Origin of the sequence: Kribbella qitaiheensis (assembly GCF_042657745.1) — a bacterium.
Taxonomy (GTDB): domain Bacteria; phylum Actinomycetota; class Actinomycetes; order Propionibacteriales; family Kribbellaceae; genus Kribbella; species Kribbella qitaiheensis.
In genome coordinates, this window is record NZ_JBHSKE010000013.1 from 264,446 (window position 1) to 284,811 (window position 20,366).

The 20,366-nt window shown below is 68.0% G+C and carries 21 protein-coding genes; 15 read left to right on the top strand and 6 right to left on the bottom strand.

Translation table 11 applies throughout. The features are described from left to right. Positions 1-16 precede the first annotated feature (16 nt). Entirely contained in the window at positions 17-577 is a 561-nt protein-coding gene (locus ACFPJ1_RS13825) for a hypothetical protein (RefSeq protein ID WP_380103999.1), read from the bottom strand. Positions 578-770: 193 nt separating this feature from the next. Here ACFPJ1_RS13825 and ACFPJ1_RS13830 point away from each other — a divergent pair, with 193 nt between their 5' ends. From ACFPJ1_RS13830 to ACFPJ1_RS13855, 6 genes are all read left to right on the top strand, one after another. Then, positions 771-1,751, top strand: a complete 981-nt coding sequence (locus ACFPJ1_RS13830; RefSeq protein ID WP_380104000.1) for an Acg family FMN-binding oxidoreductase — start codon at positions 771-773, stop codon at positions 1,749-1,751. Next, positions 1,751-2,158 carry a hypothetical protein gene (locus tag ACFPJ1_RS13835; protein WP_380104001.1) on the top strand — a complete coding sequence of 136 codons (408 nt, stop codon included), beginning with the start codon at positions 1,751-1,753 and terminating at the stop codon, positions 2,156-2,158. The genes ACFPJ1_RS13830 and ACFPJ1_RS13835 overlap by 1 nt, the downstream gene beginning before the upstream one ends. Beyond that, entirely contained in the window at positions 2,155-3,129 is a 975-nt protein-coding gene (locus tag ACFPJ1_RS13840; protein ID WP_380104002.1) for an Acg family FMN-binding oxidoreductase, read from the top strand. The genes ACFPJ1_RS13835 and ACFPJ1_RS13840 overlap by 4 nt, the downstream gene beginning before the upstream one ends. 13 nt (positions 3,130-3,142) lie before the next feature. Beyond that, positions 3,143-3,727 (top strand): flavodoxin domain-containing protein, encoded by a 585-nt coding sequence (locus ACFPJ1_RS13845; protein ID WP_380104003.1) that lies wholly within the window; start codon positions 3,143-3,145, stop codon positions 3,725-3,727. Between the two features lie 193 nt (positions 3,728-3,920). After that, the gene (locus ACFPJ1_RS13850; RefSeq protein ID WP_380104004.1) at positions 3,921-4,796 is read left to right on the top strand and encodes a universal stress protein; all 876 of its coding nucleotides are present in this window, start codon (positions 3,921-3,923) and stop codon (positions 4,794-4,796) included. A gap of 166 nt (positions 4,797-4,962) precedes the next feature. Then, positions 4,963-5,445 carry a GyrI-like domain-containing protein gene (locus ACFPJ1_RS13855; RefSeq protein ID WP_380104005.1) on the top strand — a complete coding sequence of 161 codons (483 nt, stop codon included), beginning with the start codon at positions 4,963-4,965 and terminating at the stop codon, positions 5,443-5,445. A gap of 157 nt (positions 5,446-5,602) precedes the next feature. On the opposite strand, the gene ACFPJ1_RS13860 is transcribed toward ACFPJ1_RS13855, so the two are convergent. Together ACFPJ1_RS13860 and ACFPJ1_RS13865 are read right to left on the bottom strand one after the other, a co-directional pair. Beyond that, entirely contained in the window at positions 5,603-6,664 is a 1,062-nt protein-coding gene (locus tag ACFPJ1_RS13860; RefSeq protein WP_380104006.1) for a zinc-dependent alcohol dehydrogenase family protein, read from the bottom strand. Between the two features lie 112 nt (positions 6,665-6,776). After that, the gene (locus ACFPJ1_RS13865; RefSeq protein ID WP_380104007.1) at positions 6,777-9,506 is read right to left on the bottom strand and encodes a bifunctional acetate--CoA ligase family protein/GNAT family N-acetyltransferase; all 2,730 of its coding nucleotides are present in this window, start codon (positions 9,504-9,506) and stop codon (positions 6,777-6,779) included. Between the two features lie 174 nt (positions 9,507-9,680). Here ACFPJ1_RS13865 and ACFPJ1_RS13870 point away from each other — a divergent pair, with 174 nt between their 5' ends. The 6 genes from ACFPJ1_RS13870 (at position 9,681) to ACFPJ1_RS13895 (ending at position 15,639) form a co-directional block, all read left to right on the top strand. Beyond that, positions 9,681-10,256 (top strand): hypothetical protein, encoded by a 576-nt coding sequence (locus ACFPJ1_RS13870; protein WP_380104008.1) that lies wholly within the window; start codon positions 9,681-9,683, stop codon positions 10,254-10,256. A gap of 101 nt (positions 10,257-10,357) precedes the next feature. Continuing rightward, entirely contained in the window at positions 10,358-12,739 is a 2,382-nt protein-coding gene (locus ACFPJ1_RS13875; protein WP_380104009.1) for a phosphoketolase family protein, read from the top strand. Further along, positions 12,736-13,611 carry a universal stress protein gene (locus ACFPJ1_RS13880; RefSeq protein ID WP_380104010.1) on the top strand — a complete coding sequence of 292 codons (876 nt, stop codon included), beginning with the start codon at positions 12,736-12,738 and terminating at the stop codon, positions 13,609-13,611. Before ACFPJ1_RS13875 ends, ACFPJ1_RS13880 begins: the two co-directional genes overlap by 4 nt. A 90-nt stretch (positions 13,612-13,701) precedes the next feature. Then, positions 13,702-14,526 (top strand): universal stress protein, encoded by an 825-nt coding sequence (locus ACFPJ1_RS13885; RefSeq protein ID WP_380104011.1) that lies wholly within the window; start codon positions 13,702-13,704, stop codon positions 14,524-14,526. A 5-nt stretch (positions 14,527-14,531) separates the two neighbouring features. Beyond that, on the top strand, positions 14,532-14,957 hold the full coding sequence (locus tag ACFPJ1_RS13890; protein WP_380104012.1) for a hypothetical protein: 426 nt from the start codon (positions 14,532-14,534) through the stop codon (positions 14,955-14,957). An 85-nt stretch (positions 14,958-15,042) separates the two neighbouring features. Then, positions 15,043-15,639, top strand: a complete 597-nt coding sequence (locus ACFPJ1_RS13895; protein WP_380104013.1) for a CBS domain-containing protein — start codon at positions 15,043-15,045, stop codon at positions 15,637-15,639. Here ACFPJ1_RS13895 and ACFPJ1_RS13900 read toward each other — a convergent pair. Further along, on the bottom strand, positions 15,620-16,645 hold the full coding sequence (locus ACFPJ1_RS13900; RefSeq protein WP_380104014.1) for a zinc-dependent alcohol dehydrogenase family protein: 1,026 nt from the start codon (positions 16,643-16,645) through the stop codon (positions 15,620-15,622). The two genes, ACFPJ1_RS13895 and ACFPJ1_RS13900, sit on opposite strands and share 20 nt — an antisense overlap. A gap of 47 nt (positions 16,646-16,692) precedes the next feature. Beyond that, positions 16,693-17,217 (bottom strand): PEP/pyruvate-binding domain-containing protein, encoded by a 525-nt coding sequence (locus ACFPJ1_RS13905; protein WP_380104015.1) that lies wholly within the window; start codon positions 17,215-17,217, stop codon positions 16,693-16,695. A 326-nt stretch (positions 17,218-17,543) separates the two neighbouring features. Here ACFPJ1_RS13905 and ACFPJ1_RS13910 point away from each other — a divergent pair, with 326 nt between their 5' ends. Together ACFPJ1_RS13910 and ACFPJ1_RS13915 are read left to right on the top strand one after the other, a co-directional pair. After that, complete coding sequence (locus tag ACFPJ1_RS13910; protein ID WP_380104016.1) at positions 17,544-17,735, top strand: hypothetical protein; 192 nt, start codon at positions 17,544-17,546, stop codon at positions 17,733-17,735. Between the two features lie 163 nt (positions 17,736-17,898). After that, entirely contained in the window at positions 17,899-18,666 is a 768-nt protein-coding gene (locus ACFPJ1_RS13915) for a CPBP family intramembrane glutamic endopeptidase (protein ID WP_380104017.1), read from the top strand. 100 nt (positions 18,667-18,766) lie between these two features. On the opposite strand, the gene ACFPJ1_RS13920 is transcribed toward ACFPJ1_RS13915, so the two are convergent. Next, positions 18,767-19,663, bottom strand: coding sequence for an alpha/beta hydrolase (locus ACFPJ1_RS13920; protein WP_380104018.1), 897 nt, complete (start codon positions 19,661-19,663; stop codon positions 18,767-18,769). Positions 19,664-19,931: 268 nt separating this feature from the next. Here ACFPJ1_RS13920 and ACFPJ1_RS13925 point away from each other — a divergent pair. Next, on the top strand, positions 19,932-20,366 hold a 435-nt coding region (locus tag ACFPJ1_RS13925; RefSeq protein WP_380104019.1), incomplete at its 3' end, for a transposase.

Sequence of the window (20,366 nt, forward strand, 5' to 3'; positions counted from 1 at the left end):
TCTCCGCCAGGAACTGTCACCGCAGCCAGGGGTAGCGGCCGACGATGGACAGCCGCGACCACTGCTGACCAAATCCCCAGACGTTGCCAGCAGCAACGAGTGCGAGGGTGATCAGGGTGATGGCGCCGATGATGTGGTCGTCGAGCACCGGGTTGTTCTCCGGAGGCAGGACGGCACTCCACATCATCAGGTAGAGCACGGTGCCGGAGACGGCCGCGATGCGCATCCCGATCCCGAAGGTGAGGGCGAGGCCGATGCCGACCAGCGCGATCATGAACAGCGGGGTGACCCAGAAGTCGCCGACCAGGGAGTGGTAGAAGTCCTCGAACGGGCCGGAGGCTCCCTTGCCGAGGAATCCTGCCGTCGGGTCGCCGCCATCGATCCAGCCCTTGCCGGACGGGGTCGCGTAGCCGAGGCCGAACACCTTGTCCACGAAGGCCCACAGGAACGTCAGGCCGTACGCGATCCGGAGTACGGCCAGCGCACGACCGGCAGCCGTGCTGATCCGCGGCTGCTGATCGCCGTCAGCTTCGATCACAGGAGTGGGAACGTGGCGCCGGTGCGGTGTGGTGGTCATGAGCTTTCCTTCCTATGAGATGTCACCTTGATGCTCGTGCCGCGGGCCGGCCGCCCGGCAGTGCCTGTGGTCACCTGCGGAGGTGCCCAACGGCCCCTGTGATCGGGACCGATGCCTGCTGTGGGTCGGAGGTGGATCCCCGAGGCTGGGAGTGCGGCAGCAGTTGCCGCCCGAGCAGGTCGAGGAGGCCCTCATGAACGACGACCAGCTGTCCATGGAAGAGATCGATGTACTGCTCAAGGCCGCGGTCGCGGCGCCGAGCATGCACAACACGCAGCCGTGGCGCTTCGAGGTGAACGGCCAGGTGATCGACGTGTTCCTGGATGGCGCCCGGTCGTTGCCGGCCGAGGATCCCACCGGTCGGGCGATGCGGATCGCTGCCGGTGCCGCGACGCTCAACCTGCGCTGCGCTGCCGCTTCGATGGGCTACACCAGCTGGTTCGGCCTCGCACCCGATCGCCACGTTCCCGACCTGGTCGCGCGCATCGTCGTCGCGCCGACCGACCACCCGGACAAGGATCTGCTGGCTCTGTCCACTCAGATCCCCCGCCGGCACACCAGCCGCGAGCCGCTTCGGCCCGTGCGGCTGACCAGCAACGACCAGGTCACCATGAGCGCTGCAGCGATGGCAGAGGGAGCCGAGCTCAGCTGGCTGCCGGCGCCAGGGATCAAAGCCGTCCTGGATCTGCTGCTCGACACCGACCTCCGCGAGATCGGCGACTGGCACCGCCGCGCCGAACGCGCTCACTGGGTGGGTGGCGATCGAGCGACGGACGGCATTCCGAGCTCCGTGCTCGGGCCCCGGTCCAGCACCTATCCGTCGCCGGTACGCGATATGGGCACCCGGCCCGCGGATCAGACCCGGCCCCGCACCAGGTTCGAGACCGAACCCGCGCTGGCTGTCCTGTCCACCGGTGGAGACACCCGGGCTGACCAGGTCGCCGCCGGCATCGCGCTCGAGCGGGTCCTGCTGACCGCGACCCGCGATGGCCTGAAGGCCTCCTTCCTGAACCAGCCGCTCGAGTTCGACGATCTTCGCCGGGCCGTCCAGCAGACCACCGGCAAGCCGGGTTTCGCCCAGATGGTGATCCGCTTCGGACACAGCACGGTCAATGCCACCACGCCCAGGCGACCGGTCGCGGCCGTTGTTCACACCCGAACCGAGGAGTCCTGATGACCGACATCAGCGTCATGCAAGCAGAGATCGCGCGCTGGGAGAAAGACCTTGCCGCACTCGAGGAAGAACGTACGGCTGAGGGGTGGACCGAGCTCGAGCGACTGCTCTTCACCGCGCAACGCACCATCGCGACCTACCGCCGCCAGGTCCTCCCACGGATCACCGCCGAGCGAGCCCCGAGGCGGCCCGCCTCGCCGGACAGCCAGGCACCCGAGGCCTTGACCGAGTACGACGCGATCCTCGCCGACGAGATCAACCGGCTCGTCGATCGGCTCGATGAGCTCCGCGGGGAGCTGATCCGCGTCGGCCAGACAGCTCAGCTCCAGCTCCAGACAGCCGAGACCCTCGCGGGCCTGCGGGCGCTGGGCCGAGTGGTACTGCGCCTCGAGGACCTCCGACAATGATTACCGACCGCGAACCCCTGCTCACCGCGGACGAGGTCGGCATCCTGGTCAATGCCGCCGCCACCGCGCCGTCGATGCACAACACCCAGCCGTGGCGCTTCGAAGTCTGCGGCCGGGTCGTGGACGTGATCCTCGACGAGGAGCGGTCGCTGCCGGCCGAGGATCGGGCCGGCCGGATGATCCTGATCGGGCTCGGCGCAGCCACCTTCAATCTGCGGGTGGCAGCGGCGATGCTCGGCTACGAGACCACCTTCGCCACCAATCCCGATCCCGATCGGCCCGAGATCGTCACCCGGGTCTTCCTGGGCGGACGACAGTCACCCATGCCCCCGCTGGGCTCCCTCTACGGCGAGCTGCGGCGTCGGCATACCTATCGCGGACCGTTGCTGGCGATCGACATCCCGCAGCAGGTCCTGTCGCTGATCAGTACTGCGGCCCGGACCGAGGGCTCCGACCTGTTCTGGCTGGAACCCAGCTCCACCAGGGAGCTGATACACATCCTGCGGGAGGCCGACGAGCTCGACCTGCACGACGAGGACCGGCTGACCGAGCGAGGCCGCTGGATCGGCGGCGACCGTTCGGAGGACGGGGTGCCCGAGCGAGCACTTGGGCCGCTCCCCGCCCGGCCGGCAGCCTTCCGCAACCTCTCGGCGGGCTTCGACGATCAGTCCCGCAGCACCGGCGTCTTCGAGATCGAGCCGAGGATCGCGGTCCTCAGTACCGCGACGGACCGACCGTCCGAATGGATCCGCGCGGGAATGGCCCTGCAACACGCGCTGCTGACGGCGACGTCGTACGACCTGGCCGCATCATTCCTCAACCAGGCACTGGAGTACGTCGACTTGAGGTCCCGCGTTCAGGACCTGGTCGGCCAGACCGCCCGGCCGCAGATGGTCATCCGGATCGGCTATCCCGCCATGGCCGGATCGGCCACCCCACGGCGCCCCTGGCAACAGACGTTGGCGGAGTAGCGCTGATAGACGCATGACGAGAGTGGACGGAGAAGGCGACATGGCCGGGACGAAGGTGCTGGTGACGTACGCCAGCAGGATGGGCGGGACGGCAGGCATCGCAGAAGCGATCGGCGACCAGCTTCGCCGCTGCGGCCACCCTGTCGATGTCCGCAGTGTCGCGGACGTCGGCTCGCTGCGCGGCTACGAGGTCGTCGTACTGGGGAGCGCGATTTACCCCCGAGGTTGGTGCCAGGACGCGGTGCGCTTCCTGCGGCGGCACAGGAGTGAGCTACGCGAGCGCCAGGTCTGGCTGTTCCACAGCGGGCCGATCGGTCCCGACCGCGATGCTCCCCAGACCGCGCCGCCGAATGTCGCCCGCCTGATCCGCAAGATCGGTGCGGCGGAACCGATGACTTTTGCCGGCCGACTCGAGCAGGACTCCGCGACCGGCGTGGTCTCTCGATGGCTCGCACGAGGCCAGCTGGCCGGCGACTTCCGCGACTGGCTGACCATCAAGCAGTGGGCGCGGCACATCCACGAATCGATCCAGGGCGTAGACCTCACTCCGTCGCCGGCCGGCGTCGGTCCAAGCGGGGGACGGGCCGGCTCGCCGTGAAGCGGGTTTCCGTCTTGACGACGGCGGATCTGGTGGCCTCGGCCACCGTCTGGTGTCCCGTTCCCGGCGAGCCGGTCAGCTCCCCTGCACCTACAGCATCGCTGCCGGACCCCCCGGCTGTTCAGAGTCGAAGGTCCCGACCTGATGGGACGGTGGACCGAGAATGTAGATGTGCCGGCTTCGAGGAGGAACCATGTCGTCAAAGAACGCCCCGGTAGTCGTCGGGTACGACGGCTCACAGGCAAGTACCGCGGCATTGCGCTGGGCCACGGCCGAAGCCGTTCGCGAACACGCGCCGCTGCACATCGTCGAGATTTTCGAGCTGGAGATCGTGAGCCGCCCCTCGCCCGGCAAGGTCGTACCGCTGGCAGCGCTCCGGACCGCGCGTGAGCGTGGGCTCGAGGCGTTGGCGGACGGTATCCGGCTACAGCACCCACGGCTCGACGTACAGACCTCGCTGCTCGAGGGCTCGCCCGCCGCATCCCTGATCGAGGAGACGGCGCAGGCACGGATCGTCGTACTGGGCTCCCGCGGCCTCGGCGGATTCAGCGGCGCCGTCCTCGGCTCGGTCGCTGTGCAGGTCAGCGCCCACGCGCACAGCCCGGTCGTGATCGTCCCCGCCGACACACAGCCGACCTTGCACACCACACCCACCGTGGTCCTCGGCCTCGACGGCTCGAAGGTGTCCGCGCGGGCCACCGACTTCGCCTTCGAACAGGCCGAGGAGATCGGCGCCCGGCTCGTGGTGGTGCACGCCTGGCACAGCCCGTTCTCGACTTACGAGAACGGGAAGGGCGAGCTCGTGTTCGACGAGGCGAAGGTACAGAAGGCGGCGGAGGTCCTGGTCGCCGAAGCACTCGCGGGGTCGCTCGCGGACCACCCAGACACCGAGGTCGACGTCCGCCTCATCCCGGGCCGGCCCGCCCGCGCGGTCCTACAGGCAGCGGAGGGCGCGGACCTGCTAGTGGTGGGCTCCCGCGGCCGGGGCGGCTTCACCGGCCTCCTACTGGGCTCCACCAGCCAACACGTCCTACACCATGCCCCCTGCCCAGTCGCCATAATCCGCTGACCGATCCGCTCCTATTCTGCCGCTCGGCGGCCTGGTGCTGCTGCTCGGTTCCGGACGGCATTGTCACGCAGCGGTTGCCGCGCTGGTTCACAAGTCGGGACTTTCGGCCCTGCTGGGAGCCGGGCCGAACCTGTGTGCTGGAGTCGTCGGAAGAGGAGACGAACTCATGCACACCGCTCTGATCGAGACCCGGACTCTCGAGGCACAACCCACCGCCGTTCGGCGAGCGGTGCTCGAATCCACCAGGCTGACCGATTGGCTGCCTACCGCCCTTGTCGAGGTCGCCGAGGCTCTCCGCGTCCGCGGGGACATGCCGAACGGATTCCCGTTCGCCCGGTACCAGACGATGCCCAAGGGCGTGGTCGCAGTCGAAGCCGGCTTCCCGATGCCGACGCCTGTACTGACCGACGGCCTCGTGCAGGCTTCCAGCCTCCCCGCCGGACCTGTCGCGGTAACGATGTACGTCGGCCAGTACGACGGGATCGGCACCGCACATGACCTGGTCCGCGACTGGCTCCGCCAACGCGGCGCCCGCCCAGATACCGAGGGCTGGGAGGTCTACCACCACCCGCCGACTGGAGACCCCGACAACTGGCGCACGGAGATCGTGCAGCCCTACCGCCTGACTACCCCAGCAATACGTCGCTGATCGGGCGGCGTGGCGTTGGTGGGACCGGTGGGCCGTAGCCGAATCGGACGACGGCCTGAGGGTGGGTCCAGCCCAGCGGATCGTGGACGAGCCAGCGCCCGCGACGGCTGCATGGAGCAGCTCGTCACGGTCGCGCCCCGTCGGTGGCAGCGTCGCGTCAGCCCTCGATGTCCTTGGACTCGTCGCTGAACAGGGCCACCTTCAACGCACCGGTCTCACCGGCTCGCGAGAACACGTCGTACGCGTCCTGCATCTCGTGCAGGCCGTAGCGGTGGGTGATCAGGCCCGGCATCGCCAGCCGGCCGGCAGCCAGCATCGACAGCAGCCGCGGCGTGGTCCGGGTATCCACCAGACCAGTGGTGATGGTGACGTCCTTGATCCAGAGCTCCTCCAGGTGCAGCGTCGCCGGCGCACCATGGACACCCACGTTCGCCACCCGGCCACACGGCCGGATCACCTGAGTGCACAGCTCGAATGTCGCAGGCACACCGACCGCCTCGATCGCCACATCGGCGCCGAGACCACCGGTCAGTTCCTTGATCGTGGCAACGACGTCGTCGTCCGGCCCGAACACCAAGTCCGCACCGTGATCCAGCGCGGCCTTCTGACGCGCCGGCGCGGCTTCGATCACGATCACGCTGGACGGGCTGAACAGCCTGCTGGTGGTGATCGCCGCGAGTCCGATCGGTCCCGCGCCGACGATGACGACGGTGTCGCCCGGTGAGACCTGACCGGCCAGGGTGCCGACCTCGTACGACGTCGGCAGGATGTCGGCCAGCAACAGCGCGGACTCGTTGCTCACGTTGTCAGGCAGCTTGTAGACCGATCGGTCAGCGAACGGCACCCGGACCTGCTCGGCCTGGGTCCCGTCGATCAGGTGCCCGAGGATCCAGCCACCGCCGCCGAGGCACTGACCGTACCGACCCATCCGGCAGTACTCGCACCGGCCGCAGGAGGTGATGCAGGAGACCAGCACCCGGTCGCCAGGGGTGACGCCGCGGACGCCGTCACCGACCTCGGTGATGGTGCCGACAGCCTCGTGACCGAGGATCCGGCCGTGGTCGACGGTCGGTACGTCGCCCTTCAGGATGTGCAGGTCCGTGCCGCAGATGGTGACGGCATCGACGCGCACGATCGCGTCCTCGGGGTCCTGGATCACCGGGTCGGGCATCTCTCGCCAGCTCCGCTGTCCGGGTCCGTTGTAGACAAGTGCCTTCATGGTCGGTCGACCTCCATTGCTCGAAGTTCTCTGTCCCCCCGACCCTCCGTCACCGGGCGGCCGCCGGGCAGGGCAGAAATGCCCTTCCCGGGTGGGACCTTCGCCGTGCGGATCAGCGGAGGTGGCGGGAGTGCCAGTCCGGCTCGGCGGTGGCCGGGGTGAGGTGGAGCTTGACGTCGACGGCGAAGGCTCCGGTGGGGGCGGCGATCAGCGGGTTGATGTCGAGCTCGGCGATCTCGGGGACGGCCTCGGCCAGCCAGGCGATCCGGTGCAGCACCTCCAGTACTGCGGGTTCGTCGGCCGGCGCGGCTCCGCGATAGCCGGCGAGCAACGGGGCACACCGCAGCGAACGCACCATCTCCTCCGCGTCCAGGTCCGTCAGAGGCAGGCCGCGCCAGCGGCGATCGGCCAGCAGATCGGTCAGGACTCCCCCACTACCGGTCATCAGCACCGGACCGAAGAGGGGATCGCGGACCAGACCGGCCACCAGCTCCACACCGGGGGCCGCCATGGCCTGCACGATCACGTGGGGATCGCCGACTGCCACCGCCATACCGCGATAGGCCTGCTCGAGCTCGGTCGCGTCCGTGATGCCGATCCGGACCCCACCGACATCCGTCTTGTGCACGACGCCGGGAGCTGCGGTCTTCAAGACCAGCGGATAGCCGACTCGCTCGCCGGCAGCCAGCACCGCTTCGACATCAGAGGCGGTTAGGGCTGGCACCACCGCTATCCCTGCGCACCGCATGAGTTCCTCGGCGTGCTTCGCATCGAGCCAACCGCCGTCGCTCTGCTGGGCGAGGAAGTGCCGGACGATCGCCCGTGCGCCGTCGACGTCGACTCCGGAGATCTCCGGGACGATTCCCTGCGGACGCGCACGCCACTCGGAGTACCGCATCGCATGGCCCAGCGCCCGGACAGCTGTCTCGGGGAAGGGAAACACCGGCAGCTTGGAGCCATCCGCGAGCAGGATCTGTGGCTCAGCGTTCGGCGCACCGAGGCAGGTGACCACCACGGGGATGGTCGAATCCGCGGCCGCCCTGGCGATCGCGGCGTACGTCTCGCCGACATCACCGGCGCGGGTCGCCGCGTAGGTGACCAGGACGGCGTCCGCCTCATCGCTGTCGAGGATGACCCGGATGGCCTGCTCCAGGGTGGCGGGTGTCGCGGCGGCACCGAGGTCGACCGGGTTCCCCGCGCCGACGGCGCCTGTGGCTTCAGTCAACTCCGCGGCCGTTACGGCGCTGAACTCCGGTACGTCGATGTCCAGCGTGCCGGCGGCATCAGCGGCCAGTACTCCGGCCCCGCCCGCGTTGCCGACGATCGCCAGGCGGCTGCCGCGCGGGAGCGGGCGGCCGGACAGGACTCGAGCGGCGTCGACCAGTTCTTCCAGGGTCTCCATCCGCAGTACCCCCGACTGCGCGAACAACGCGTCGACAGCGGTGTCGGGAGTCGCTGCCGCAGCAGTGTGCGAAGCACCTGCCCGGCGGCCACCGCTCGACCGGCCACCCTTCACCACCAGTACCGGCTTGGTCCGTCCCACCAGCCGGGCCAGCCGGCCGAACTTGCGAGGATTGCCGAACGACTCCAGGTAGAGACCGATCACGTCGGTGTGCGGTTCGTTCCACCAGTGCAGCAGCAGGTCGTTGCCACTGACATCGACTTTGTTGCCCAGGGAGACGAACTCGGAGATGCCCAGCCCGGCGCGACTGGCGTGATCGAGCACCGCGATGCCGACGGCACCCGACTGCGCGGCCAGGGCGAGCGACCCGGGCAACGGACGGACGTTGGCGAACGTGGCATCGAGCCGGATCTCCGGTGCGGTGTTCACGATGCCCAGACAGTTCGGGCCGATCAGCCTCAGGCTGTGGCGCCGGGCAAGCTTCAGCAGGTCGCCCTGGACCTGCCGGCCCTCGGTTCCGAGCTCGGAGAACCCCGACGTGAGGATCACCGCGCCACCCACACCCGCGAGACCGCAGGCCTCCACGACCGCCGGCACGGCCGCCGACGGAACGGCGATGACCGCCAGATCGACCGGCCCCGGAACGTCTGCGATCGACGGGTAGGCGCGGATCTCCCCGATCCGGTCCGCGTGCGGATTGACCGCGAACAGGTGCCCGGTGAACTCGCCATCGACGAGATTCATCAAGACCTCATGCCCGATCCCGCCGGCCTCGCGACCGGCGCCGATCACCGCCACGGACCGCGGAGCCAGCAGCGGCTTCAGAGAGCGCTTCTCTGCGGCGCGTTCCCGCTCGGCCATCCGGTCCAGCGTGCGAGCGGCGTACGCGGTATCCATCGACAACTCGACCAGGCCGTCGCCCAGTTCGTGAACCTCGGTGAAGCCCGAATCCATGAAGACCCGCAACATCGGGCCGTTCTCGGCGAGTGTGTCCGCATGCAGATGGCGAATGCCCCGTTCGCGGGCGATAGCGGCCAACTGCTCCAGCAGCAGCGTGCCGATCCCGCGTCCGTGGACCGCGTCGTCGACGAGGAAGGCCATCTCCGCCTCGTCCGTGCACATCGGTTCGTAGCTGGCCACGCCGACGACCCCGCCGTCGACCTCGGCCACCAGGGCGACAGGCCCGTCCAGTGGATCGGCGGTCGTCAGATGATGCGTGTGCTGGTCGGCCGCATAGCGGCTCAGAGCGAAGAACCGCAGGTAGATGGTGCGGTCCGAGACCCGGTGGTTGAGCTCGTCGAGCGCCTGCTCGTCATCCGCCCGCACCGGACGGATGTGTACGACGGAGCCGTCGGCAGCGAGTGCGTCCCACCCGACAGCCACGGCGGCGGCCAGGTGGTCACCACCGGCGACGTGCTCGGTGTACTCGGACGTGGTCATCGTCGGTCGTCCTCTCGGACTCGGGGTCATTCGGCCACCCCCAGTTCAGCCTGTGAGAGGTCTTCCCCAGCAGGGCCAGAGGGACATCCAGCACCGGACCTTCGGCCCTTTCCGCGCAGGAGCCCGCTCCCTACGTTCGAGTTGACACCGGCGTACCCGCGAGAGGAGCCAGCCATGAACGCCGCGACATCGCCCCCTACAACCAGCTCTGGACGGGGAATCGTCAGCACGCTCACCGACACCGTGCCGAAGCCCGTCAGCCCGGGTGCCGAGATGGACGCCCTTGCCCGCTTTCACCGCGACGTGTGCTGGGCCGGCGTGATCAGAGCCGGTGGAATGGGCCCGGGCAGTCCTCGGATGACAGCGACCGGTCACGGACATCACCGATTCATCCAGGACGGCCGCTGGATCATGGGCGACTATGAGCAGGACCAGTACTTGCCGAACGGCACCTTCGTACTGCGTTGGCAGTTGCACTGGGTGGCGGGGTGGGATCCGGCCGCCGAGGAGTACCGGGCCACCATCGCCGACTGCTACGGGCACACCGACGTGCTCCGCGGCTGGATCGACGGAGATCTGCTGACCTTCCAGACCATCGACGACCACGCCCAGGTCCGCATCCGCCTCTTCTGGCACCTGGAACGCCCCGATCGCATCATCTGGCGCAACGAGGTCTCCGTTCACCGAGGTCCCTTCGAGCTCGTCGAACGCTACGTCTGCCGGCCACTCGACGAGCCTCCACCGGCGTGAGCGGTTACCTATGGCCTGGCTGAACGGACCTTCGGCCCTGGAGGCGCCGCTGTCGTGAACCGCAGGGTTGAACAACACGTGGCGATCCCCGAGGAGCGAGTATGCATCAGATCACCGACAAGCCGCTGACAGCCGACGAGGTCCTGGATCTCGACGCCTACTGGCGTGCGGCGAACTACTTGTCCGTCGGACAGATCTACCTGCTGAGCAACGCACTGCTGACCGAACCGCTGCGGCCGGAGCACATCAAGCCCAGGCTGCTCGGCCACTGGGGCACTACCCCCGGACTGAACATGCTCTACGCCCACCTCAACCGGGTGATCAGGCAACGCGACCTGAACATGATGTACGTGATCGGGCCCGGGCACGGTGGTCCGGCGATCGCCGCGAACACCTGGCTCGAAGGCAGCTACAGCGACACCTACCCCGACGTACCCCGGGACGAGCACGGGATGAACCGCCTGTTCCGCCAGTTCTCCTTCCCCGGCGGTATCCCGAGTCACGTGGCTCCTGAGCTGCCTGGCTCGATTCACGAGGGCGGTGAACTCGGCTACTCCCTCAGCCACGCGTACGGCGCCGTCCTGGACAATCCGGATCTGGTGGTCGCCTGCGTCGTCGGCGACGGTGAAGCCGAGACCGGCCCGCTGGCGGCGTCCTGGCACTCGAACAAGTTCATCGACCCGCGGACCGACGGCGCCGTACTGCCGATCCTGCACCTCAACGGCTACAAGATCGCCAACCCGACGATCCTGGCCCGGATCGGCGACGACGAGCTCACCAGCCTCTTAGAGGGCTACGGCTACCGGCCGTACCTGGTCGACGGCTCCGACCCCGAACTCGTCCACCAGGCTCTCGCGGCGACGCTCGACCAGGTGCTCGACGAGATCGCCGAGATCCAGGCCAACGCCGAACCGGGTGCTCCCCGGCCGACCTGGCCGATGATCGTACTGCGCACGCCGAAGGGCTGGACTGGTCCGCGAGTGGTCGACGGAGTTCAGGTCGAGGGCACTTGGCGCGCGCACCAGGTCCCCCTGTCAGGGGTCCGTACCTCCCCGGAACACCTTGCGATGCTGGAGGACTGGCTTCGCAGTTACCGGCCGGAAGAAGTGTTCGACGAGTCCGGCCGGCCGACTCCCCAACTCCTCGACCAGGTCCCTGAAGGTCAACACCGGATGGGTTCCAATCCGCACGCAAACGGTGGCCTGCTCTCGCGTGACCTCGAGCTTCCGAGGCTCACCGAATACGCCGTCGACGTACCGCATCCCGGCAGCGGCCCGCACGAGCCCACCCGAGTGCTCGGCACCTATCTGAGGGACGTGATGCGGGCCAACGAGTCCGCAGCGAACTTCCGCGTCTTCGGACCCGATGAGACCGCCTCCAACCGGCTGGACGCGCTGTACGACGTGACGAACAAGGCCTGGAACGCCGAGGTGCTGCCGACCGACGAGCACCTCGCCGTGGACGGCCGGGTGATGGAGATCCTCAGCGAACACACCTGCCAGGGCTGGCTCGAGGGCTACCTGCTCACCGGACGGCACGGCTGGTTCTCCTGCTACGAGGCCTTCGTGCACCTGGTCGACTCGATGGTCAACCAGCACGCGAAGTGGCTGAAGGTGACCCGCAAGCTGTCCTGGCGCCGGCCGATCCCGTCGCTCAACTATCTGCTCACCTCGCACGTGTGGCGACAGGACCACAACGGCTTCTCCCACCAGGACCCCGGCTTCATCGATCACGTGGTGAACAAGAAGGCGGAAGTGATCCGCGTCTACCTGCCGCCGGACACCAACACCCTGCTGTCGACCGCCGCGCACTGCCTGGCCAGCCACGATTACATCAACGTCATCGTGGCGGGCAAGAGCCCGCAGGAGGACTGGCTGGACCTGGAGTCCGCCGAGCTGCACTGCGCGCGCGGACTCGGCGTCTGGAACTGGGCCAGCAATGACGAAGGCGATCCCGACGTGGTGATGGCTTGTGCCGGTGACGTGCCCACGCTCGAGACGCTCGCCGCTGTCAGCCTGCTCAGGGAACACCTGCCCTCGTTGAAGATCCGGCTCGTCAACGTGGTCGACCTGATGCGGCTGCAACCGGCCGCGGAACACCCGCACGGCCTGCCCGACGCGGAGTTCGACGCCCTCTTCACCACCGACAAGCCGATCATCTTCGCCTACCACGGCTACCCGTGGCTGATCCACCGCCTGACCTACCGCCGCAACAACCACGACAACCTGCACGTCCGTGGCTACAAGGAGGAGGGCACGACCACCACGCCCTTCGATATGGTGGTCCGCAACGACCTCGACCGGTTCCACCTCGCCATCGACGTGATCGACCGGGTGCCCGGGCTCGGGCAGCGCGCAGTACAGGTCCGGCAATGGCTGACCGACCAGCGAACCAGGCACCACGCCTACATCCTCGAGCGCGGCGACGACCTGCCCGAGATCCGCGACTGGCAGTGGCCCCTCCAGGAAGGCAGCTCGTCATGACCACCCCGAAAAGGCCCACGATCGTCGTCGGGTACGACGGCTCCCCCGCCAGCGAGACGGCCGCCGACTGGGCGTCCGACGAGGCGGAACGCAGGCGCGCGAGGGTGCGCCTGGTCCACGTGCTCGCACTGCCGGTCGTGAGCAGCCCGATGAGGCCCGCTGTCACGCTGCCGAACGAACAACTGCAGCTCGCCGCCGAGCAACTGCTCGACCAGACGTGCCGACGAATCCGTTCAGCACACCCTGGCCTGGACGTCGGGGTGGCGGTGGAGTTCGGCGGCACCGCGGCGACCTTGTTGCAGGAGGCCACCGAGGCTGCTCTGGTCGTGCTCGGGTCCCGCGGCCTGGGCGAGTTCCGGGATCTGACGGCGGGCTCGGTGTCGGCACACGTGGCCACCCACGCCCACTGCCCGGTCGTCGTCATCCCGCCCCGGTGGGACTCCGACCAGGCCGGCGGGATCGTCGTCGGGGTCGATGGTTCGGAGATCTCTGCTGTGGCCGTCGACTTCGCCTTCGAGCAGGCCCAGGCACGCAGTACGACGCTCACCGCGGTGCTGGCCTGGCATGACCCGGTCCGCACCGGTCCGGGCGACGTGCTTCCCCTGGTCTACGACCTGGACGCCCTGGAGCAAGAGTCCGCCGCCGTGCTGGCGGAATCGGTCGCGGGTCACGCCGAGAAGTACCCCGACGTAGAGGTCCGGCAGGAACTCGTCCGCGGCCACGCCGACGACGTACTGATCGCCGCCGGGCGCTCGGCCGACTTGCTGGTCGTCGGCTCCAGAGGCCGCGGCGCCTTCCGCGGGCTGCTCCTGGGCTCCACCAGCCGGTCGCTGGTGCACCACGCGCCCTGCCCGGTGGCGGTCGTTCGCTGACTGACCGAACTGCCGGAGCGATCGGGACCTTCGCCTCTGCAGCAGGGTCCAGCGGCGATGGATCGTGAAAGTGAGGAGAAGGAGGAGGCGATGACAGAGTCGCGAGTAGTGGCAGGTATCGACGGATCGCCGGCTGCCGAGACCGCGATCAGATGGGCGGCCGCGGAGGCCGCGTCCCGCGGTACCGGGCTACGGCTGGTGCATGCATTCATCTGGCCCGAGTTTCCTGTACCGCTGGGCCCGAGCGACCTGGCGCCTGGACTGCGGGCCGCGGCGGACAAGATCGTCCGGGAGTCGGTCGAGCTCGCGCGGAAGGTCGAACCCGGGATCGAGGTCGTCGGAACGCGCGAGGACGGCTTCCCGTCGCCGGTTCTGATCAGGGCCTCGGAGCACGCCGACGTCGTGGTGATCGGCAGCCGGGGTCTGGGCATCGCCTTGGGAGCGCTGGTCGGCTCGACCGGACTCGACCTCGCTGCCAACGCGCAGTGCCCGGTCATCGTCGTTCGCCCCGATCAACCGACCTACACCGGCGACCACGTCCTGATCGGGTACGACGGATCGTCGCCGAGCTCGGTCGCCCTCGATTTCGGCTTGGACTACGCGCGCCGGCACGGCCTGCGAGTACGAGTCGTGGCAGCGCAACCGGTCCACAGCGAGCAGCATCATGTCACGCGAGAGGAACTGGACGCCGACGTCCGCGGACGACCGGGAGGACAGGACGCCGAGATCATCCACATCGACGGACATCCCGCCGAGCAGTTGCTCCAGCTGTCCGCCGACGCCCGGCTGATCGTGCTCGGCTCGAGAGGCCGGGGCGGATTCGCCGGCATGTTGCTCGGCTCGGTCAGCCAGACGGTTCTGCACCACGCCGTCTGCCCCGTCGCTGTGATCCCGGCGGCCGCGATCGGGGGTTGATCCCGATGACCACCACCTCAGGAGCGAAGGTCCAACCCGAGTCCGTCTTGGTCTGGCGGGCCATCCACCTCAGCTTCGTGGCCATCTTCGGCCTCGGCGCCTTTGTGCACATCGGCTTGGCTCTGGGGAACCCCGACAGCTATCAGCCTTTCGCCGATGGGGCCCTGTTCGACTGGGTCTACGACGACTGGCAGAACATCTTCATGGCCGACCCCCGGCTGTGGGCGCTGCTCCTCGGCGCCGGCGAACTCCTGATCGCCGCATTGCTGATCTTCGCCCGACGGCTCGGCTATCTTGCCGTGATCGCGTTCCACCTCGCGCTGATGCTGTTCGGTTGGGGCTTCTGGCTGTGGTGCGTCCCCGCCCTCGCGTTCGCAGTACCGGCCGCCGTCCACACCTTCCGCACCGAACGGAACGCGCGGCCCGAGTGACCCGGGTCTTTGGACCCTGCCGGGCGGCCGGTGCCGGGTACATCGTTGGAGCACAAGGACTATCGAGCAGGACGAGGTGAGGAAGATGCTGATCCGGGAGCTGATGACGGCACCGGCGTTCACCGTGACCGACGAGACGTCGATCGCGGCGGCACTGCAACTGCTGGACGCCGAGAAGATCACCGCGGTGCCGGTGGTGGACCGCAAGGGATTCCTCGTCGGCCTCGTCAGCGAGGCCGACCTCGTCGGCGACGCGGAACTGATCGAGGACCGGGTGCCGATCGCCGCCGTGCGGACCACCGGCTCGTCACCTGCCCGGCGGGTCGCCGAGGTGATGACATATCTCGTCGTCTGCGTCGATCCTGAGGACGACCTCGAGGTCGCCATCGACCTGATGCGGACCACCATGATGAAGAGCCTGCCGGTGGTCGAACACCGCAAGGTGGTCGGCATGCTCAGCCGCAGCGACATCATCCACCTGCTGGCCGGCCGCGACCAGCGGATCCGGGACGACGTCGCCGACGTGCTGCGCGCCGAGAACCAGGCCTGGCAGGTCGAGGTGCACGACGGCATCGTGACGGTGTCCGGCCCCTCGGACCCGCACGAGCGCCGGCTCGCCGAGGTGCTGGCCGGTACGGTCCGCGGAGTCGTCGCGATCCGGATCAGCCAGCGAACCAGCTGACTGCGGCGACCAGTGATCCCGAGCCGCGGCCGTGAGCCAGGTCGGACAACGCCCGATCAATGCGCTCGAACGGTACGACGGTGGTGTGCGCGGCAACGGGCAGCCGCGCCACCAACCGGAACAGCTCCTCGCCGTCGAGCCTGGTGTTGGCGGTCACGCTCCGCAGGTCGCGCTCACGGAACAGGTCCCGGTCGTAGTTCAGCACCGGCACGTCGCTGAGATGGATGCCCGCGACCGCAACGGTGCCGCCGGGCTTCAGCGCCTGCAACGCAGGCGGTACCAGTTCCCCGGCCGGCGCGAACACGATGGCCGAGTCCAGCAGCATCGGCGGGGTGTCCTGGGCGCCGCCGACAAAGGCGACGCCGAGCTCGCGGGCCAAGCGCTGGTTGGCCTCCCCCCTGGTCAGGACGAAGACTTCCGCACCCTGGGCAGTCGCCAGCTGTGCGGTCAGGTGAGCGCTGGACCCGAACCCGTACAACCCGAGTCGGCCGCCAGGCGGCAGACCGGCCCGCACCAGCGCTCGATAGCCGATGATCCCGGCGCAGAGAAACGGCGCCAGCTCCTCGGGCGCGCGGTCCGCGTCGAGCCGGTAGGCATAGTCCTGAGGGACGGTCGCGTAACGGGCGAACCCGCCGTCGGCGTCCCAGCCGGTGTACGTCGAGCGCGGGCAGAGGTTCTCCGCCCCTCGCCGGCAGAACTCGCACGACCCACAGGTACTCCGCAGCCAGGCAATCCCGATCCGGTCGCCGATCTCGAACCTGTCCGCGGCGGAACCCCGGGACACGACATCACCCACCACCTGGTGGCCCGGTACGACGTCAGGCCGGCGCGGGACCAGGTCCCCTTCGCACAGGTGCAGGTCTGTCCGGCAGATCCCGCAAGCCAGCACCCTGACCAACACCTCCCCCGGTCCGGCCGCCGGCACCGCCCGCTCGATCAGACGCAGCGGACCCTCGTCGATCGGGCCCGGTCGGCCAACGGCCCACACCTCCATCTGTTCGCTCACCTGTCGACCATCGCAGAACAACCGCCTGGACGGCAGAGGCCGGCGCCTCAGACCCTTTCGAGGACCTGATCGATCGTCTCCGCGGCAAGGTCCAGATCGGTCATCGGCCGGACAACCACGCAGAGATCCACCGACAGCTGGTCGATACCTCGTACCTCGCGGTAGATGATGGCTCGATCGTTGTACAGCGACGCCCAACACCGTTTGCAGGCAGCCAACAAGGCTTGCAGCCCGGTGACGTGAAGGAACACCTCCTGCGGCCCGGTGAAGAACTCGTCGAGCGGCTCGTCGGCCGCCGTGCCGCTGACTTGCAACTCCACGTCGGCAACGCCGAGCTTCTGGTAGGCCTCTTCGATGGACGCGACGATGCTGGGCGGCAATTCCGCCTCGCAGAAGGCCGTACGGATGACTGCTCCGACAGCGACGACGTCGGCACCCTCGCGCAGGCGACGAATCTGGGTCGCCACGAGGGGCCGAAGTCTGGCGGACTGGACGAACTCCCGGTAGGCCGATGCGGAGGTCGCGAAACCCGTTCCGTCGTTCGACCAGGTGATGTGCGGTGAGTCGATCATGGTTCCTCCATCCGGTTCTCAGAGACCGCGAGGCACGATCTCGAAGGTGCCTTCCCTGCTCCCATTCCAGCCTGCAACTCCTCGCCGGATCAGGGCCGAAGGTCCTGGCTCCGCGGGCATTGGCCCCGCAGCGATCGTTGCTTGCGTCCTACCAAGGTAGGACAGCCACTCATCGCTTGGTGCCGGCGCGAACAAGGCCTTCCGACGACGCGCTCGGCGGGTGCACGCCCATAGCGTCGTGAACACCACAAGGACCGCTGAGGACCATCCTCAGCCCCAAGAAATGACGGAAGTCCCAGCCGGCATCGACCACGAAGGAGGAACTCATGTACTCGATGATCTCCGACCCCGAACTCGCCGCCCAGATCGCCCGGCAGCAGGTCGACGAGCGGATCCGTGACGCCCAAGCGCGTCGTACCGCCCGCGAGATCCGACGCGCGGCTCGCGCCCAGTCGTCCACGTCGCAGCCCCGCCGCACCTCGCGGATCCGGGCTATCCGTCGCACCTTCGCTTGGTGATCGCACCGGAATGCAGACGGAGCCAACAGGTGACCAGCGGGCCACCCAACACAGCTTCACGAAAGGACACGCCCATGACTCGCACCGCTGACAGCGATCGCCCCGTCGCCCTACCGGAGCAAGCGCCACGACCACACGAACTCCACCAGCGAAGGAACCTGACATGACGACATCCGTCACCACTACCCGGGGCGTCCACATCCCAACCTGGACCCGCGGCACCGTACTGAAGGTGTGGGCAGCGGCCGCACTTCCTATGGGAATACTCGCCTGGGTCATCGCGCCCGCGCTGGCCCACGCCTTCTCGGGGCCCATGGCCCTACCACAAGCACTCATCCTGTGCCTCGCGGCTGGACTGATCTGGCAGTTCGCCCTCGTTCTCATCGTCGTACGCCGAGAACAAGGCACCTTGCGCTGGCCAGTCGTCAAGGCCGCACTGTGGCTCAACGCCCCGGTCGGCCCGCGCACCGGCCGGCGCAGCAACCGGCTCTGGTGGATGGTACTACCACTGATGGCGCTGCTGGCCCTCGAAGAAATGTTGCCGTCACTCCCTACTCCGGTTGCCCGCGACAACAGTCTCCTCTTCGCGTCCGACAGCGGGCAGGCGTGGATGTCCGGCAACTGGATCTGGTTCGCCCTCCTCATCATCGTGTTCATCTTCAACACCGCTCTCGGCGAAGAGCTGTTGTTCCGAGGTCTGCTCCTGCCCCGGATGGGGACGTTCGGCCGAGCCGACTGGCTGGTCAACGGCGTGCTCTTCGCCTGCTACCACCTGCACGAGCCGTGGGTGATCCCGCAGACGCTCCTGGTCGACACGTTCGCCGAAGCGCTGCCCTCGCGTCGCTGGCGCAGTTCTCTCATCGGAATCGCGGTCCACAGTTCACAAAGCGTCTTCTTCTTCGTGATCGGGCTCACACTCGTCCTCCGCTAATACCCGACCCCACCCCTTCCGAACAGCATCCTCGCAACGACTCGCGGGTGCCCTGCGCTGCCTCCCACGCAGGGCACCCGCTCAAAGTATGTGGCCGAGATCAGCCCACCGAATTGATTGCCGATCGGATGACCGCGGTGACCGCGTCCGGGTGGGAGATCAGAGTCAAGTGCGAGCCGCCGTGGAAGGTTGTGACGTGGGAGTGCGCGCGGCGCGCCATCGCCTGCTCCGAGGTCGGCGTGATGATCTGGTCACCCGTGCTGATGAAGTACCAAGAGGGAATCGTCTTCCACGCCGCCGCCTTGGACTTCGTGTCGAATGCGGCCGTCGACGCACCTCGCTGCGAAGCCCAGAGCTGCTCGGCCTCTGCACGCGGCAGGTCGTTGGCGAAGTTGTGTACGAAGACGTTCTCATTCAGGTACAGCTCGGATGCCCCAGCCGGAGCGTTCGGGTACGTCGTGGTCGTGAACAACTGGGTTTTCGGCTTGGTCGCAAGTACCGAGTCGGCACCACTCAGCTGACCGTTGGTCTCTCCAGGGGCAGGTGCTGCGGCGTCGACATAGACGAGAGCCTTGACGTTGGGCAGTCCGGCGGCGGCGTTCGTGATCACCGCTCCGCCATAGGAGTGGCCGACCAGCACGATCGGTCCGTGGATCGACTTGAGGAAGTCGTGGCCGTACTCAGCATCGGTGGTCAGGTTCTCGACCGGGTTGGCGATCGCCCGCACGTTGTAACCGGCGTTCTGCAGCGACTTGACCTCGCCGCTCCAACTGGAAGCGTCGGCCCAGGCACCGTGGACCAGTACGACGGTCGGTTTTGGCTGACGAGCAGGCTGGTTAGCGGACAGGTTGTGCACCCCTGCCGACTCGTTGGGCCCGTTGGCCGACGCCTCTAGGACGGCTAGTCCAATAACTGTTCCGGCGGCGAGGACGATCGCTGCCGGAGCCCATACGCGGCGCCTCAACTTCGCGGCGACGGACTTCCCTGATTCACTCATGCTGATCTCATCTCGAAGAATGGTCTGAATCGAAGCTTCGGCCCGCCCTCTGCCAGGTAGCAGTGGTCGGTCGCTTCAGCTGACAACTTCGAGGCTGCCGCCGCCGGGAGCATCGATCCAATGCCCGCCACGCCGATTCATGCACAGTGGCGTCCAGCAGAGTGGTGTACGGCGGGCCCGCTGATGGGCGTGGCGTAGGCGCATAGAGGCGGTCATCGCGTGATCCTTTGGAAGACCTTCCACAGTGCTTCTGAAGGAGAACTACGCGATGACCGCGAACACCAGTATCGACCCTGCCCGGTTCCTGCACGACCAACTGACCACCGCGTCGCCGGATCTGCTCCGGCAGATGCTCACGACGTTCATCGACGCGTTGATGGGTGCGGAGGCCGACGCGGTCTGCGGCGCCCCGTACGGCGTGCCGAGCGCGGAGCGGACCAACTCCCGCAACGGCTACCGGCACCGCGACTTCGACACCCGCGCCGGCACCCTGGACGTGGCGATCCCCAAGCTCCGCTCGGGGTCGTACTTCCCGGACTGGCTGCTGGAACGGCGCCGCCGCGCGGAGCGGGCGTTGACCACGGTGGTCGCGACGTGCTACCTGCTCGGGGTGTCCACGCGGCGGATGGAGAAGCTGGTCGAGACCCTCGGCATCACCCGGTTGTCGAAGTCGCAGGTCTCGGTGATGGCGGCCGAGCTGGAC